This window comes from Methylophilus sp. UBA6697 (assembly GCF_002454655.1).
In the GTDB taxonomy this organism is placed as follows: domain Bacteria; phylum Pseudomonadota; class Gammaproteobacteria; order Burkholderiales; family Methylophilaceae; genus Methylophilus.
On record NZ_DKJH01000001.1, the window covers coordinates 23,397 to 39,477 of the forward strand.

The window sequence follows — 16,081 nt, forward strand, 5'->3', positions numbered from 1 at the left end:
GTGGCCTTTTTTCATTATTTCTTCTTCTGTGCCTGATCAATAACTTTGGCAGCCCAATCGCGGCCACCGAGGCCAAAGGCAATCGCCAGCGCCAGGAACACGGCACCAAATACAATCACAAACAGTGAGTGAATCAATTGCATGCCAATGCCCAGTTGTTCCAGGGCAATGAAAATCGCCAGAATCTGGATGCAATATTCAGCGGACGTGCTAATGATCAGCGCTTGCTCAAACTTGATGCTATGCAGCCAGGCAAACACCAGGCGGTTGATAAAGCGTGCAAACAGGGTGCCGAAAATGACCACCAGAATCGCCACGATAATATGCGGCAGGTAACTGGCTAGCTCTTTGAGTAATGAAGCGACCTCTGTCAGGCCTAGTGAGTTGGCACCGGTGATGACAAATAGCAGAATCACCAGCCAATAGATGACCTGGCTGATAATGCCACTTAAGGTAACTTTATAATTGGCACTGCGCATAAAGGCTTCGAGGCCGGATTTTTGCGCAAAAGTATCAAAGTGTGAAATCTCAAGAATGCGTTTTACGCCTAATCTGACTGCTTTGGCGACCAGCCAGCCAAAAAACAGAATGACCATGGCAGCGAGTAATTTGGGTACAAAATGGACCAATTCGACCCAGAATTGATTGAGAGAAGAAAGAAAAATTTCAAGTTGGTATTGCATGGATAGTCCTCCATTTTTATCATTGAATAGCGACTTTTCTAGCCACTTCGGGTTGCTATGCAGGCATCAGCATAACTCAATCCGACTGCCTTGGCGAACAAAAGGTTCATGTAAAGGTGCGTCTTAGCCTGGCACGTAAGGGGCGCAGAAGTCTGCCGATGCCGTGTTAAAATAGCACGCTAAATCCATCATAGGTAACATCGTTGTGAGTACATTTCATCCTCCAGCCAAGCTAGTCATTGCCTCGCGCGAAAGCGCACTCGCCATGTGGCAGGCCAAGCATATCCAGGCCAGGTTACAGGCCTTATATCCACAATGTGACGTCAGCATTTTAGGCATGACCACCACCGGCGACCAGATTCTGGATTCCCCGTTGTCGCGTATCGGTGGCAAGGGTTTATTCGTCAAAGAGCTTGAAAATGCATTGGCCGATGGCCGTGCGGATCTGGCTGTGCACAGTATGAAAGATGTGCCTATGCATTTGCCCGAGGGCTTTGTGTTGACGGCCACCGGTGAGCGTGAAGATCCGCGCGATGCGTTTGTCTCTAACGACTATGCCAGCCTGGAAGATCTGCCTGATGGCAGCGTGGTGGGGACCTCCAGCCTACGCCGTCAAAGCCAGATACAGGCGCGTTTCCCTACGCTCAAAATCGAATCTTTGCGTGGTAATGTGCAAACCCGCTTACGTAAGCTGGATGAAGGCCAATATGCGGCGATTATTCTGGCGGCGGCCGGGCTGATCCGCCTGGAGTTAGGTGACCGCATCAAAGGTTTTATCGATCCGGCAGACAGTATTCCTGCCGTCGGCCAAGGTGCCTTAGGCATAGAAATCAATGCTGCACGCACTGATTTGAGAGCCATTCTGGCGCCGCTAAACCACCAAGACACTGAGCTGTGCGTGCTGGCCGAGCGTGGCTTTAGCCGCGCATTGGCAGGCAGCTGCACCGTGCCACTGGGCGCTTATGCCACCAAGCAGGGCGACACCATCACCATGCAAGGCTTTGTCGCCAGCGTTGATGGCAAGCAGATGCTGAAGGAAACCGTGACCGGCAATGCGGCAGATGCAGAAAAACTCGGCCAGCAATTGGCGCTGCAACTGGTCTCACGCGGTGCCGATAAAATCCTGGCGACGCTGGACGGCGTCAAATGACACTCTCCTTGGCCGGGGTGCATATCGCGGTGACGCGTCCAGCCGAGCAAGCCACCAAGCTCACTGCGGCGATCATCGGTGCGGGCGGTGCAGTCATTTCTTTTCCCTTGCTTGATATCAAAGGCTTGGAAGACCTGAGCGCGTTTCATGCGGCGGTCACGCCGCTTAGCCAGTTTGATTGGGCTGTGTTTATCAGTACAAATGCCGTGCAGCATGGCATGCCTTTGCTGCAACAGGCAGGTATTTCGCCATCGCTCAAATTTGCTGCTATCGGCCCAACCACCGCTGCCAGTTTGCAAAGCTATGGTGTTGCAGAGGTGCTGACACCAAGTGAGCGCTTTGATAGCGAAGCTTTGCTGGCGCTGCCTGAATTGCAGTACATGCAAGGGCAGCGGGTGCTGATTGTGCGTGGCATCGGTGGGCGTGAATTGCTGGCGGATACCCTGAAGCAGCGCGGCGCTGAAGTGGTGTTTGGTGAATGCTATCGCCGCGTGAATCCGCAAAGCAGCGCCCAACGATTGCAACAAGCTTATGCTCAAGGCCAATTACATGGCATTGTTGTCACTAGCACCGAAGCCTTGCGTTTTTTGCTGACGCTGGGAGGCAACGCTGACTGGTTAAAATCCACTCCTTTATTCGTCAACCATGCCCGCATTGCCGAGCAGGCGCGTGCATCCGGTTTGACCGCATTCAGCGCAGACCAGTCTGGCGATGTCGCCATGCTCAGTCTGCTGCAAACCCATCTTTCACCTATCGTTGGTTAATTGCTTGATGTCTGTTTGGTTTTGCGCCTGCAAGCCATAAGCCCCAGGCCTGTCAGCAGCAGCATGTAACTATCAGGCTCAGGCACCGCAGATACATGAATGCCTGCGCTATTGATAAGGTTTAGCCGTGATGCATTGAGTGATAACTGGCTCTGTGCGGATGTGAGAGACAAGCTGCCGGCCAAGTCGGGTCTATGACCCATGACGCGATTTATCACACTTGCGTTACCCGTACCCACTGTGATGATCGCGCCGGGATTCAAACCAATATCAAAACTTTGCCACGCGATAACCGGCTTGGGCAAGCCGCTGCTGATATTGATAGCGCCGCTGGCGACTGCGGGCGCGTGCGTGATGTCGAGTAGGACGTTGCTGCCTATTGTCAGGGTGCCGGTCAAGTTTGATAAAGTGATTTCCTGCGCGTACAGGCTGAGGTTGTTCAGTGTCAGGTCTCCACCGGCGAACAGTGAGATCAGGCTGTCAGACTTTAGCCACCCACCATCCAGGCTTAGGTCCCCAGTACAGGCTAATGAGATCCCACTGCCTGCTGACAGCGACAGGTCGCCGGAGCAACTCGTGCTTGCCAGGCTGATTTCTGCACTGGCGTGACTCGCCAACGGCAAACAGACAAGCAAACAGGACAATACTGACAGGCGTAACATCTCACACTCCTTTACATGCGGCATTGCAGTGTAATAGGGCGTGCGCCAAGGTTGGATGATGCTTTGGTGAAGCGCAGACTAGTCCATGGCCAAAACAGAATTGTATGATGGTGCTTGACAAAACAAACTAAATAACTAATTATTTGGTTATATGAAAACAGTGACCCAAGTTCCAGAACCCTGGAATGCCATTTCTGAGCTATTTGTTGCATTGGGTGATGCCCATCGGCAACGGATTTTGCTATCGTTCGAAAAAAACGAGCGGCTCACCATTCTGCAAATTGTGGAGGGCTCGCAGTTGAGTCGTACCGCAGTGACACATCATTTAAAAGTACTCGAACGAGGCGGTGCCTTGCAGAGTGAAAAAATTGGCCGCGAAGTTTATTTTTGGGTCAATCAGCCATTCATGCAGCAGGCACTACAAAACGTGCTGGACTATATTAAAGACGAAATATAAAAAGAATTTAACCGGGAGCAAACCATGTTGGTCAGTGTATTAAGGGGTGTGTGTCGTCTGTTGTTCCGAGTGCGTGTCACCGGGCTGGAGAATGTGCCGCAGGAAGACAGATTGTTGATTATTGCCAACCATGAGTCTTTTCTGGATGGTTTGTTGCTAGGCTTGTTTTTGCCCAAGCGCGCGACCTTTGTCGTGCATACCGGCGTGTTGAAGAACATTTTTTTCCGCTGGTGGTTGAAACTGACACCACATTTGTCTGTTGATCCGGCCAGCCCTCTGGCGATGAAGAAAGTGGTGCAGCGCCTGAATGCGGGCGAAAATGTAGTGATCTTTCCTGAAGGCCGGATTACCCTGACGGGCGCCTTGATGAAGGTGTATGACGGCCCCGGTTTTGTGGCGGCTAAAACGGGCGTCAAAATCTTGCCGGTGCGCGTCGAAGGTGCCGCCCAATCTTATTTTGGCCGTTTGTCGGATGTGCATCCGCGCAAGTTGTTACCACGCGTGACCCTGAAAATCTTGCCGCCGACAGAGATCCGTATTGAGCAACATGGGCATCATGCGCCACTCACTGCCAAGCAGCGTCGCCGCATTGCCGGTGAAGCCATGCGTAGCATCATGCAGCATATGCTGTTTAAAACCCAGCAAAGCAAAAGCCTGTTTGAAGCTTTTCTCGACACCATGGATAAATACGGTGCCAAGACACGCATCATCGAGGATATGAACCAGGTTGAGGACACCTATCAGGAGGTGCTCAAGCGTAGCCTGGCGCTGGGTCGGATTGCCACCAAGGTGAGCCAGCCTGGCGAAGCGGTCGGGGTGTTGATGCCTAATATCACCAACACGTTGGCGTTGGTGCTGGGGATGAGTGCCTTTAAAAGAATCCCTGCCATGCTCAATTACACAGCCGGTGCGGATGGCATGCGCAATGCCTGTATCGCCGCAAATATCCGAACGGTCATCAGTTCGCGCAAGTTTATTGAAGCGGCCAAGCTGGAAGAAACGGTCGCCCAAATGAGCGATTTGAATATTGTCTACCTTGAAGACCTACGTGCCCAGTTTGGCATGTTGGACCGTGCCTGGCTCATGGGTTACGCCTTGCTTTACCCGCGCGCAGCGATGGAGCCGGTGACCGCAGAGGATACGGCGGTGATTTTATTTACCTCCGGTTCTGAGGGTAAACCCAAGGGTGTGGTGCATAGCCATAAAAGTATCTTGGCTAACACGCACCAGATTTTGGCGACACTGGACTTCAGCCCGGCTGATAAATTCATGATGGCCTTGCCGCTGTTTCACGCCTTTGGTTTTACCGGCGCGCTGCTACCTTTACTCAACGGTATCCCGCTGTTGCTGTTTCCATCACCACTGCAATACAAGTTAATCCCGGAAGTGATTTATGACAAAGGGTGCACAGTGTTTTTCTCCACCAGCACCTTTTTGGGCAATTACGCCAAATATGCCCACCCGTATGACTTTTATAAATTGCGCGTGGTGTTTGCCGGGGCAGAAAAGCTCAACGAAGAAGTGCGCAAGATTTACCATGAAAAATTTGGCATCCGCATTCTTGAAGGTTATGGCACCACCGAATGCGCGCCCGTGGTCGCTGCCAATACGCCCATGGCCAACCGCAACGGCAGTGTCGGCCAATTCTTTCCTGGGATTCAATACAAGCTTAGCCCGGTGCCCGGCATAGAAAAAGGCGGCTTGTTGACGGTAAAAGGCGACAACATCATGCAAGGCTACTATTTATACGACAACCCGGGTGTGCTGGTCGCGCCGAAAGATGGCTGGTATGAAACGGGCGATGTCGTTGAAGTGGATGCTGAAGGCTTTATCCATATCAAAGGTCGGGTGAAGCGTTTTGCCAAAGTGGCTGGTGAGATGGTCTCACTGGAAGTCGTTGAAAAGATTGCCAACACCGCTGCACCCGAGCAGCAGCATGCAGCTACTACCGTGGCAGATGCCAGCCGTGGCGAAAGCATTGTGCTCTTCACCACCGATGCCAAACTGAAGCGCGAAGACTTGCAAATTGTCGCCAAAAACCTGGGCTCGCCCGAAATTGCCATTGCACGTAAATTGATCGTGGTTGAGCACATCCCGGTATTGGGTACCGGTAAAACCGATTATGTCACTTTGAAACAAATGGCGGAGCAAGCAGCATGACCAATCCATTCAACTTACTCAGCCAGCAACGCTTTGGCCCCTTTTTCTGGACACAAGGGTTAGGTGCGTTTAATGACAATGTATTTAAAACCGCATTGATTACCCAGGTGGCTTTTAACACGTCCAGCCTGACCACATTAGATGGCGCAACATTGGCCACTTTGTTGCCTGGCCTGTTTATTTTACCGTTTTTCCTGTTCTCAGCCTCGGCCGGGCAATTGGCGGACAAATATGAAAAGTCACAGATTATCCGGCTGGTGAAGGTGCTGGAGATTTGTATCATGCTGTTTGCCAGTATCGGCTTTTTAAGTCGCAGCTTGTTGATGCTAGCGCTGGCACTATTTTTAATGGGCGTGCATTCCACCTTGTTTGGCCCGGTGAAATACTCTTATTTGCCGCAGCATTTACAGCCTACGGAGCTTACTGCCGGTAATGGCCTGGTTGAAATGGGTAGCTTTGTGGCTATTTTGCTGGGGCAAGTATTGGGTGCCTGGTTAGGTAGTCTGGAGCAGCATGCCTTGTTTACCAGTTTGAGTGTGTTGCTGATAGCCATCTCTGGCTATCACTTGAGCCGCGGCATTCCGTTGTCACCGGCCCCTGTGCCTGCAATCACCATTAACTGGAACCCGATCACCGAAACCATCAAAAATGTGCGCACGTTTTGGGCGCAGCAAACGTTGTGGGTGGCGATTGTCGCCATCTCCTGGTTCTGGTTTTTTGGGGCGACCTTGCTGGCACAGTTTCCTAACCTGGCGAAAAATGTGTTGCAGGGCAGTGAGCGCGACTTTATTAGCCTGTTATCGATTTTCTCGGTCGGCGTGGGTGTGGGCTCGGTCTGGTGCGAAAAGCTCTCCAAGGGCAAACAGGAGTTGGGCCTGGTCATGCTGGGTGCGGCAGGCATGTCATTATTCGCCTGGGATTTTGCCAACACTGCCAGCAGTATTCAGCAACAGTTATTAGCCAATCCAGCACTGACTTTGCATGCACTGGCCGGGATGGATGATTGGCGCATGTTGCTCGATGTGGCATTGCTTGGCGTGAGTGGTGGCCTCTATATTGTGCCACTGTATGTATTGCTGCAAAGCCGCGCTGAAGCGGGCTATCAGTCACGCGTGATTGCGGCTAACAATATTATGAATGCCTTGTTTATGGTGCTTTCGGCTGGTTTCTCGGTGTTGCTGTTTGGTATGGGTATCAGTATTCCGCAATTGTTTGCCATCACGGCAGCGGTCAATGTGCTGGTCGCCATTTATCTGTGTTTTCGCCAGCCGGAATATTGGCATACCGTGCGTGCTTACCTGTGTGGCTTGAGAGGATAAGCATGCGTCGTATCGTGGGCGTGGGGTTAGGTTTGGTTTCGTCGCTTGCCTGTAGTGAGCCTGGAGGCGATCAATTGGGCTTATATACACAAAACCAATTTCAAACGGTTGAGGGGGATTGCCAGCAATGCCAGGCGTCACCACAAGCCTTATGGTATTTTCGTCATGAAACTTTTGCCTTGCCGCAAAGTGGTGCGCCGGTGGTCAGCTTTGATGCCAGCAAACGTGGCGTTGAAGATACACAAGCATTAAACCCGGATGCATTGCCCGCCTTGGTGTGGACGGGTGCCAGGCAGCACTGGACGGCACTGACCTTAAACGCTGAGGCAACTGCAGTCACTAGCCTAAAAGGGGATCGATTTGGTTTTAAATTGGTGCCTAAGATCGTTAGTAATCGTTCTTATTGGAATGCCGAAACCAGCCGCTATCTCAGCCGACAGCCACTGTCGATCCGTGGTGAATTGGAGGGACAAACGCTGGTGGCACGCACCGTCTGGCCGCAACCCTTTAAACTCAATCTCACTGCTGGTACACAGCCTTTGCAGTCAGGAGAAAGCCTGCAATCACTGGTACAGTTTGCCAATGGTGGCGCACGCAGCCCTTACCAAAGCCGCTTGTTATGGGAAAAATCGCCTGGCATCGCGCAACAGTCGCCCGGCAAAGCCGCCCTTGGTATTTTACTCAATGGTGCGCAAGGAGATGACGATGAAGCGCATGGTGGTCATTTTGCGCTGGCCACTGGCGTTGTGGGCGCTGACGGTGAGTATGCTGCTTGGCTGGTGAACAATTATTACAACCTGGCCAGCAATAGTGAGAAGGGCATTATCGCCGGCGTGACGCCGTTTGATAAATACATGGGCGACCTCAATAGCGGCCAGGCATTTTACCGCCCGTCTTATATGCTGGTGGCAGTGTTTAGCCAGCCGGAGACTCCCAAACAGGTACAAGCACTGAATAACCGGGTGTTCCAGCATTTTTACCGCAACGACTTTGTCTATGACCACGCGTTGGAAAACTGCGCTGGCATCAGCATTGATACGCTGCGTCAGTTGGGCTGGCAAGTGCCAAAACGTGGTGTCGAAAGCCTGCTCAAAGCCAGCGCCGCTTACTGGTATGTGGCGGCGACTGAGCGCAGCTTGCAAAAAGGCCGTGCCATTTATGATTATCTCAACACAGAAATGACCAGGCTGTTTCCGGCCGTGGCGTTTGATGCGATAGGCAGCGATTTGCTTAAAATCGCCCAAACGGGCAATCAATCAACCTTGCGCTCTGGTGCTATGCAAGCTATGCCAGGGCAGCTTGAAGCTATTTATTTTGTACGTATCCCGCAAATTCCATCCAGTCGGGCATATGGGTTGGCACCTGTGTATAGCTTTGCGCAATACTTGCAACAAGCTCCGGCGGACAGAAACCAGTGGCAAATTATCCCGGTCACGCCAAACCCCTTGCCTGAGCCGTTAAAAGAGGGGCTGGCGCACCAGCCAGAGACGCCTGCATTATTGCCGATACCAGCGATTCTGTTTTTAATCAGTGTGATTGGGCTCGCCTGGGTATTGCTGAAAGGACTGAGGCACTTGCTAAGGCGCGCTCTTCCTACAGCAAAATAAGCAAAGCACGGATAAGCAGGATTCATGATTCCCTTTTAAATAAAAATGCCAAACCACATTTTTTATTTAAGGACAAAAAATGAACAAATTACTGATTGCATTGTTGGTTTCTGTGATTTCAATCATGTCTTCTTATGCGGCTGAAAGCAAAGATGACGGTGCAACATTGGGAACGTCTAAAAGCCCGCAAGTCGACCGGCAGCAAAGCCGGACAGACAAAGGGCCTATTGGTAGCAGTCAAGATGGAGTGCCTAATGATGCTAGCAACCTGGGTAATTCGGAGAGCCCTCAGATTAAAGACCAGGCCCAACGCACGGACAAGGGCTCGGCCGATCGACCCATGAAAAGGCACAAAAACAAAGTGCTGAGGAATAAAGACGAAAAAGCCGGGACGACGCACGGAAATCCTGTGCAACCGACAGAATATGAAGCAGCACCGCCAGCGACGACCAATTAAGGTGACGAGTATCACGGGATTGCTTAGGCAATCCCATTTTTCTGCAATGCCATGGCATCGTCTGCACCTTTATAATGAAAGCCTGTCTTAGCTTTAACTCAATCAAAAGAAGCGCTTTATGTCATTGGCTAGCCAACGGAAACTGATTTTGACCGCGATCATTTGTTTATTGCTCTACCAGGTAGGTAGCTGGATCACCATTGTGGCAGGCGCCGTGTGGGGCGCAGGGGCGGCGGTGATTGTGGCTGTGGTGTCTTATCTTTGTGCACGTTTGGCGAAGCGCGGGGCGACCAGTACAATCTGGTTTTTAATCCCCACTTTATTGTTTACAGTGATTCCTCTACTGGCAAAAGCATGGAGTTTATTGACTGGCCAGACCGGTATTGTCGATATGCTGGTTGACCTGGTACCGCTGCTGGTCGGGTTTGTGATTCCGGTAGGATTGTTGTCCGCGGTGTATCTCGACTTGCGCAAGAAGTCTGTTTTGCCCGAGTAGCTTAGGCCCTGCGCGAACAATCGCGAATAACCCGTTATAATCACACGCTTGAATCCCATCTGATTAAGCAAACATGCAATCCAGTTATTTCGGCAAACCACGTTCTTCTTCAAAACTCTGGGCAATCGGCCATTGGTTTGGCCCATATGCGCCGCTCATTGTCATGTTGATCAGTGGGCTGGTCTTGCTTTCACTCACGCGTCTGGGCCTGGTGGCCTGGAAGTGGGAGCGCGTGCAGGCCACTGGCGAGCTGTGCCAGATTCTGCTGCAAGGCGTACGCGTCGATGTGATCCAGCTGGGTTTGCTGGCCATTATTCCTGTATTGCTCTCGCCCATATTAGCCACACGCAAACTATTCAAGGTATGGCGCGGATTCACCTACTGGTGGGTATTGCTGTCACTGGTGTTACTGGTGTTTCTCGAAGCTGCCACGCCTGGCTTTATCCTCGAATACGATGTGCGTCCTAACCGTATTTTTGTCGAATACCTCAAATATCCGCACGAAGTGTTTGGCATGTTGTGGCAGGGTTTTAAAACCGAGCTGATATTTGGCCTGGTGATGACGATCATTGCTTTTGCCGCTGTGGCCAAGCTGCTTAACCCATGGCGTCAGGCTGAGGCCAAGTGGGCAAGCCCAGCCGTGTGGCTGGTGTGGCCATTGGTATTGGTGCTGACGGTATTGGGGATACGCTCATCACTGACGCATCGCCCGGCCAATCCGGCCCTGTTTGCCATTACGCAAGACAGCATGGTCAACAGCCTGATTCTGAATTCTACCTACTCGGTGTTTTATGCCGCTTATAGTCTGCAGCACGAAGCGAAATCAAGTGCGATTTATGGCAAGCTGCCGCGTGAAAAAATCTTTGCGCTGACTGGTGCACAAGAAGCGGATATTCCTACGCTGACGACACTGGTGCCTAGCGTCAAGCGCGACAAACCGTTGAACCTGGTCATTTTGCTGCAAGAAAGTCTGGGTGCGGGTTTTGTTGAATCGCTCGGCGGTAAGCCGGTGACGCCCAACCTGGAAAAGCTCAAGAACGATGGTATCTGGTTCACCCATTTGTATGCGACCGGTACGCGCTCAGTACGCGGTATTGAAGCAGTGGTGACTGGCTTTCAGCCGACACCGTCAGATAGCACAGTGAAGCTGGATTTAAGCCAGAAAAACTTTTTTACGCTGGCATCGTTATTGTCCAAGCGTGGCTACCTGACTGAGTTTATTTACGGTGGCGAGTCGCACTTCGACAATATGCGCAGTTTTTTCATGGGTAATGGTTTTCAGCAAATCACCGACCAGCCGGATTTCAAGAACCCGGTGTTTGTCGCCAGCTGGGGCGCGTCAGATGAGGATTTGCTGAATAAAACCCACGAGCAGCTCATGGCGCATCATGCCAGCGGTAAGCCATTTTTTACGCTTGCATTCAGCTCTTCTAACCACGCGCCATTTGAATTCCCTGATGGCCGCATTGAGTTGTATGAGCAACCGAAAGCGACTGACAATAATGCAGTGAAATATGCTGATTATGCGATTGGTGAATTTATTAAAAAGGCCAAAGCCAGTCCTTACTGGCAAGACACGGTATTTCTGATCGTGGCTGACCACGATATCCGCGTGCGCGGCGATTCGCTGGTGCCGATTGAGCACTTCCATATTCCGGCCCTGATTCTGGGCGGGGCCGTGCAGCCAAAAACAGTGGATGCGATTGCCAGCCAGATTGACTTGCCGGTGACGGTGTTGTCATTAATGGGCATAGAAGCGCAGCATCCAATGACTGGCAAAGACTTGTCGAATGTGAGTGCTGACTATCGTGGTCGCGCTTTAATGCAATATAACTACAATTTTGGCTGGATGCAGCAAATCGGGCCAACGGTAGCAGAGAATGAGGTCGTGGTGCTGCGTGAAGGCAAGCCTGCTGCGTTTGGGCATTACGATCCGGCCAGCAAGCAATTGCAAAATACGGCCGTGCCTGCTGATGGGGCGGTCCTGGCCGAGCGTGCGCTAGCCAACAGCCTGTTACCGGCGTTGCTCTATAAAGAGCAGCGTTATCGCTTGCCGCAATAGGGGTTGTTTTGAATAAAGCACAACCTTCGATGCTCACCCGCCAGGTCATGATAGATGGCCTCAAATATATTGCCGCGGGTGGCTTATGGCTTAAAAACAGCCATCTGCCAACCATTAACCACACGATTCCTGATGATTTCATCGGCCTGTGTGTTGCCAGCAATGCAGATCCTGCCACTGATGACTACGTGCTTGCGCAGTTGCAAGCATTGGGCGTTAAACGCGTGCGCCTGGATATCAGTGATGATGATACGCGACCGTTCCAGGAGCGTTTCTTGCGACGATTGCTGGCGGCGGATTTCTCGGTAACGCTACATGCGGTACAGCCTTATGAGGCAGCCAGGAATATGCGTAGCAACGCGGCACAGGCCAACTGGAAGCAGTTTGTCAGTGAGCTGCTGCAAAGTTATGCGACAGGCATCGCGGCGCTGGAGATAGGCAATACAGTCAATCGCAAAAAATGGGCAGGCTATGATATGCCCGGCTTTATGACGGCCTGGCAAATCGCTTACGACCTGGCCAGGGAATATCAGGTGGTGGTGGTTGGCCCTAATATTCAGGACTTTGAACCCTTATACAACATCAGCCTGCTCAAGACCTTGGGCGAAGGGCGTCGGCTGCCGGATGTGCATAGCAATAATCTGTTTGTGGAACGCGTGGTCGAACCTGAACTGGCAGATTTCCGCATCCTCAAGCATAAGTGGACGCGTGCCCTCAAATTCAACCTGATTAAGAAGGCCAAGTTACTGCAAAAGATCGGTGATGATCTCGGAGTGCCTACGCTGGTGTCACCGGTGGCATTTTGGGCGATTTACCGTATCAAGCGCCGTTTTCCAGATGGCGCACAGAAGCAGGCCGATTATGTCACACGTTATTTCACCTTGCTCGCTGCAGCAGGCGCGTTACGGCATGCCAACTGGGGAGCATTTGTCTGCCATCGTGAAGGCTTGATTGATGATGGCTTGAAGGATGCTGATTACCCAGCGCTGGAGCGCGTTGCTTATTACAAGTCAGCGGATGGCGTGGTGGCTGATTATCAGCAGAATCCGAGTTTTGCTGCTTTTAAAATGGTCAGTTACTGGTTGAATGGCGCGCAGTATATTGCGCCGGTCAGTACTGGTAATGGTCTCGAAATTCACCGCTTGCAACAGCATGGGCAAGCCGTGCATATTGCCTGGACCGTGAATGGCCAATGTGCGTTGCTGGACCAGATTTATTCACCGCACAGTTTGCAGCAAGCGCAGATATTCAACCGCGATGGTGAGCGTGTGCATGATCGCACCATGGTGACAGAGTCGCCGCTTTACCTGGTGTGGCCACAGGCCGAGCAGATTGTATTGCGTACGACACGGCCAGTGTTGGATGGCGCCGTGATTCACGCACACATCGCAGGGCAACAGTATTTCCCGATTCAAGAGGGCGATTGGCGTGGCATGATCCTGGCGGCGAATGCCGAACAAGCACAGCGGTTGTGGCAGGCCTGGCATCCCGAGGCCTTACAGCCACCTGCTAAAGCAGAGGCTTTGCGCCATGCCAGAAATGCCATCTGGTCACTGCCGGATCCGCGAGACGCTACGCAGCAAGTGACCGTGAAAAAGCCGGTACGCATGTATTGGCACAAAACCTGGCTGGACAAACATAAACCGAGCAAAGCCAAGCGCAGCTGGAATGGGGCGATGGAGTTATTGCGCCGTGGTGTGGGGACGGCGATGCCGCTCGCTTATATCGAGCATGCCAATGACCCGACCTTGCGCCGCAATTTTTATATCTCTGCTTTTGTGCCACACGATTTTGCTATTTCAAAAGCCTTTCTGGCGTTTAAACATGGTGAAACTGAATTTCAAGGCATTGCTGCCGAAACCCTGTATCACGCCTTTGCCCGTTTCTGTTTGCATATGCACAACTCCGGTATTTATTTCCGTGATTTTTCTGGTGGCAATATCCTGGTACAGCGGCAGGGCGAGCAATTACACTTTGTGTTGATCGACACTGCGCGCCTGCACGCAACGCCCACCGCGACCATGATCAAGCAACGTCTGGCCGATTTGACGCGGGCGCTACATAAATTGCATTGGGATGGCCGTAAACAGTTTTTGCAAATGTATCTGGGGATGACCGGGCGCAGATTGCAAGGAAAGTTTTTATGGCCGTTTTATGTCTATGACTTTAAAGTGTCGCTCAAGCGCACAGTGGGGCGCAAAGGCATACGCAAGCTGTTGCGCTATATCAAATCCCGCTTTGCTTAAGGGGTATATCAGGCCACACTCATGAAAATCATGAATGCATGTTGCGTAGTTTAATCACGACAAGCGCGCCGGGCAGTTTTAATATGGTCACACGTTGATAGCAATCGCTAGAACGAAATCAGGATCAAGGAGAAATGACTATGTGGACTAAACCAGCTGCTACCGAAATGCGTTTCGGCTTCGAAGTAACTATGTACGTTATGAACAAATAATTTGTTCTTAATGACATGAACGGGCGCTTAGGCGCCCGTTTTTATTTGATATTCGCTGCAAAACTTTTTACGGGCATGCAGTCTCAAATGCAAAGATCATTGACGGCGCCTGAGAATATGCAAAAAAACACGGTTTGTTTAGCGCACTGCGTTACCACGATAGGCTTATTGTGTTATCACCTGTCTGTGTCGGCTTGTCTGGATGCACAGGCGTTGAATGTATTGGCAGATAAGGAAATGCAGTACATGCTACAGCGCATTCCGCCAGCGTTTGCTGATGCCGTGGCTGACAAATTGATTCAGGGCCAAATGACGACACAAACACCCGCTTCATGTCAGGCGCATTGGCGATTGAGCGTACCTGCGGCCGATGTTGCCGAAGCACAAGCACTATTGCAGGCAGAGCCTGCCAAGCAAATCATGCTGGCCGCACAAGGCTACCAGATTCCTGAGCAGCCCATCCTGGACGCTGACTTTATTGTCGATGTTGCTAGTTTGCAAGTGAAACATCAGGAAACCTTGCAAACTGCGCCTTTAGGCAAGTTGCGCGCCAGTGTTGAGTTGATGTACGCCATGCTGACCCAAGCCAGGGCTAACGGCCAAAGTGATGCCCAGCCATGGACGGGTGCTGACAAGCAAGTGCTAGCAGCGGATTGCCAGCAGTCGCTCAGCGTGAAAGCGCCTGCTGCCTGTCAGTGTTATGTTGATGGTCTGGCAGAAAAATATACAGCACGCCAAGTGAGATACAACCGCTATCTGTCTAGCAATCCCTATGCATTTGCCACTGGCAATGGTGCTGAATTCAAGCAACTGGATAAGAAGTTACAAGCAGATTGTGGCCTGACTTCACCACATTAACAATAGTTTAGTAATTGATCTGGCCGGAGATATACCAACCGGTTTGATTGTCTTTGTTGGCAATGCGGCCAAGGTCGACATAGGCGCCGGTAATTGACACATTGCGGTGCGGGAACCAAGTCATGAAAATATCGTGGGCACTGTTTTCTTTATAGGCCGATAGGTTATTTGGCTTATCTCGAAACTCTGTCCCAATCAGCCAATTATCTGACAGCATGACCGCTGCGGATACGGCTGGCAGAATGCGGTAGCTATCATGCTTGTCACCACCGAAACCTAGAATGCCAAACTGGTTGGCCTTGGTGGCATGCAGGTTAGCGTTGAGCAACAGGTTATAGCCATTAATGGCGCCTAAAAATAGCTTGCTGGTAGCGACATAATAATCCACCCCACTGCGGTCACTGGCCCCCAGTGCTTTAGGCACAAAGTTAAAGTCTTCGTTATATTTATACTGCGCACCGACAGATACCTGCGGTAGCCAGCTATCCTGTTCGTAAACGGCATCGCCCAATACGCGCAGTTTGATGCCTAGCGTATTCAAGCGGATCTGCTCCCCTGGCACGGTATCACTCAGGCCAAAACGTGCCTGGCTGGCGCTGACTTCGACGCGATTAAAGAACCCCAGCGAAACACCTGTGGTATCAAGCTTGAAGTCACCCCGCGTTGCAGCATGGGTATAAAACAGTGAGCCACCGATTTGCTTGTCCGTGCCGTAGCCGCTGATCACGGCCCATGGCATCAGGCCGCCGCCTGCGGCACCTTCAATCTGGGTGACACCGCCCGTGGCTAACAGGCGGTCTCCCGCGTGCGTAACGAGCGCAGGTGTGGCCAAGGCAAACACCGACATCAGCCGTGACAAATTTGATGTAAAGAGTCGCATAAAAATATTGTGGGTACTTTAGTTATCGCATTGTTTCATTTTCACGATAAGAACAATTGCCCAAAAAA

General features: G+C 51.5%; 15 protein-coding genes. 12 read left to right on the forward strand and 3 right to left on the reverse strand.

Translation table 11 applies throughout. The features are described from left to right. Nucleotides 1–14: 14 nt before the first annotated feature. Nucleotides 15–683: a mechanosensitive ion channel family protein gene (locus B3355_RS00110; RefSeq protein ID WP_019880833.1), complete on the reverse strand. Its 669-nt coding sequence runs from the start codon at nt 681–683 to the stop codon at nt 15–17. 205 nt (nt 684–888) lie between these two features. On the opposite strand from B3355_RS00110, the gene hemC reads away from it, so the two are divergent. Continuing rightward, entirely contained in the window at nt 889–1,833 is a 945-nt protein-coding gene (gene hemC / locus B3355_RS00115; protein ID WP_292778926.1) for a hydroxymethylbilane synthase, read from the forward strand. Continuing rightward, nucleotides 1,830–2,597 carry a uroporphyrinogen-III synthase gene (locus B3355_RS00120; protein WP_292778929.1) on the forward strand — a complete coding sequence of 256 codons (768 nt, stop codon included), beginning with the start codon at nt 1,830–1,832 and terminating at the stop codon, nt 2,595–2,597. Before hemC ends, B3355_RS00120 begins: the two co-directional genes overlap by 4 nt. Here B3355_RS00120 and B3355_RS00125 read toward each other — a convergent pair. Then, a complete protein-coding gene (locus tag B3355_RS00125; protein WP_292778932.1) occupies nt 2,594–3,259 on the reverse strand; it encodes a PEP-CTERM sorting domain-containing protein in 666 nt (221 codons plus the stop codon). The two genes, B3355_RS00120 and B3355_RS00125, sit on opposite strands and share 4 nt — an antisense overlap. 151 nt (nt 3,260–3,410) lie before the next feature. Between B3355_RS00125 and B3355_RS00130 the strand changes: the two genes are divergently transcribed. From B3355_RS00130 to B3355_RS00175, 10 genes are all read left to right on the forward strand, one after another. After that, a complete protein-coding gene (locus B3355_RS00130; RefSeq protein ID WP_019880837.1) occupies nt 3,411–3,716 on the forward strand; it encodes an ArsR/SmtB family transcription factor in 306 nt (101 codons plus the stop codon). A 24-nt stretch (nt 3,717–3,740) separates the two neighbouring features. Beyond that, entirely contained in the window at nt 3,741–5,876 is a 2,136-nt protein-coding gene (gene aas, locus B3355_RS00135; RefSeq protein WP_292778938.1) for a bifunctional acyl-ACP--phospholipid O-acyltransferase/long-chain-fatty-acid--ACP ligase, read from the forward strand. Continuing rightward, nucleotides 5,873–7,195 carry an MFS transporter gene (locus B3355_RS00140; protein ID WP_292778941.1) on the forward strand — a complete coding sequence of 441 codons (1,323 nt, stop codon included), beginning with the start codon at nt 5,873–5,875 and terminating at the stop codon, nt 7,193–7,195. The genes aas and B3355_RS00140 overlap by 4 nt, the downstream gene beginning before the upstream one ends. A gap of 2 nt (nt 7,196–7,197) precedes the next feature. Further along, nucleotides 7,198–8,802, forward strand: a complete 1,605-nt coding sequence (locus B3355_RS00145; RefSeq protein ID WP_292778944.1) for a hypothetical protein — start codon at nt 7,198–7,200, stop codon at nt 8,800–8,802. Between the two features lie 79 nt (nt 8,803–8,881). Continuing rightward, on the forward strand, nt 8,882–9,259 hold the full coding sequence (locus B3355_RS00150) for a hypothetical protein (protein ID WP_292778947.1): 378 nt from the start codon (nt 8,882–8,884) through the stop codon (nt 9,257–9,259). A gap of 118 nt (nt 9,260–9,377) precedes the next feature. Next, complete coding sequence (locus B3355_RS00155) at nt 9,378–9,755, forward strand: hypothetical protein (RefSeq protein WP_292778950.1); 378 nt, start codon at nt 9,378–9,380, stop codon at nt 9,753–9,755. Between the two features lie 73 nt (nt 9,756–9,828). Continuing rightward, nucleotides 9,829–11,817, forward strand: a complete 1,989-nt coding sequence (locus tag B3355_RS00160; RefSeq protein ID WP_292778953.1) for an LTA synthase family protein — start codon at nt 9,829–9,831, stop codon at nt 11,815–11,817. A gap of 8 nt (nt 11,818–11,825) precedes the next feature. Next, nucleotides 11,826–14,063, forward strand: a complete 2,238-nt coding sequence (locus B3355_RS00165) for a lipopolysaccharide kinase InaA family protein (RefSeq protein WP_349679988.1) — start codon at nt 11,826–11,828, stop codon at nt 14,061–14,063. A 140-nt stretch (nt 14,064–14,203) separates the two neighbouring features. Next, a complete protein-coding gene (gene pqqA, locus B3355_RS00170; protein WP_081624291.1) occupies nt 14,204–14,275 on the forward strand; it encodes a pyrroloquinoline quinone precursor peptide PqqA in 72 nt (23 codons plus the stop codon). An 87-nt stretch (nt 14,276–14,362) separates the two neighbouring features. Next, nucleotides 14,363–15,133, forward strand: coding sequence for a hypothetical protein (locus tag B3355_RS00175; protein WP_292778956.1), 771 nt, complete (start codon nt 14,363–14,365; stop codon nt 15,131–15,133). A gap of 7 nt (nt 15,134–15,140) precedes the next feature. On the opposite strand, the gene B3355_RS00180 is transcribed toward B3355_RS00175, so the two are convergent. Then, a complete protein-coding gene (locus B3355_RS00180; RefSeq protein WP_292779247.1) occupies nt 15,141–15,980 on the reverse strand; it encodes a DUF3034 family protein in 840 nt (279 codons plus the stop codon). Nucleotides 15,981–16,081 lie beyond the last annotated feature (101 nt).

Excerpts from the sequence above, each read along its gene's own strand:
- B3355_RS00160 (WP_292778953.1), top strand. The coding sequence starts at position 9,829 with ATGCAATCCAGTTATTTCGGCAAACCACGTTCTTCTTCAAAACTCTGG.
- B3355_RS00130 (WP_019880837.1), top strand. The coding sequence starts at position 3,411 with ATGAAAACAGTGACCCAAGTTCCAGAACCCTGGAATGCCATTTCTGAG.
- B3355_RS00175 (WP_292778956.1), top strand. The coding sequence starts at position 14,363 with ATGCAAAGATCATTGACGGCGCCTGAGAATATGCAAAAAAACACGGTT.
- B3355_RS00140 (WP_292778941.1), top strand. The coding sequence starts at position 5,873 with ATGACCAATCCATTCAACTTACTCAGCCAGCAACGCTTTGGCCCCTTT.
- B3355_RS00150 (WP_292778947.1), top strand. The coding sequence starts at position 8,882 with ATGAACAAATTACTGATTGCATTGTTGGTTTCTGTGATTTCAATCATG.
- aas (WP_292778938.1), top strand. The coding sequence starts at position 3,741 with ATGTTGGTCAGTGTATTAAGGGGTGTGTGTCGTCTGTTGTTCCGAGTG.
- B3355_RS00145 (WP_292778944.1), top strand. The coding sequence starts at position 7,198 with ATGCGTCGTATCGTGGGCGTGGGGTTAGGTTTGGTTTCGTCGCTTGCC.
- B3355_RS00180 (WP_292779247.1), bottom strand. The coding sequence starts at position 15,980 with ATGTCGGTGTTTGCCTTGGCCACACCTGCGCTCGTTACGCACGCGGGA.
- B3355_RS00125 (WP_292778932.1), bottom strand. The coding sequence starts at position 3,259 with ATGTTACGCCTGTCAGTATTGTCCTGTTTGCTTGTCTGTTTGCCGTTG.
- B3355_RS00110 (WP_019880833.1), bottom strand. The coding sequence starts at position 683 with ATGCAATACCAACTTGAAATTTTTCTTTCTTCTCTCAATCAATTCTGG.
- B3355_RS00120 (WP_292778929.1), top strand. The coding sequence starts at position 1,830 with ATGACACTCTCCTTGGCCGGGGTGCATATCGCGGTGACGCGTCCAGCC.
- B3355_RS00155 (WP_292778950.1), top strand. The coding sequence starts at position 9,378 with ATGTCATTGGCTAGCCAACGGAAACTGATTTTGACCGCGATCATTTGT.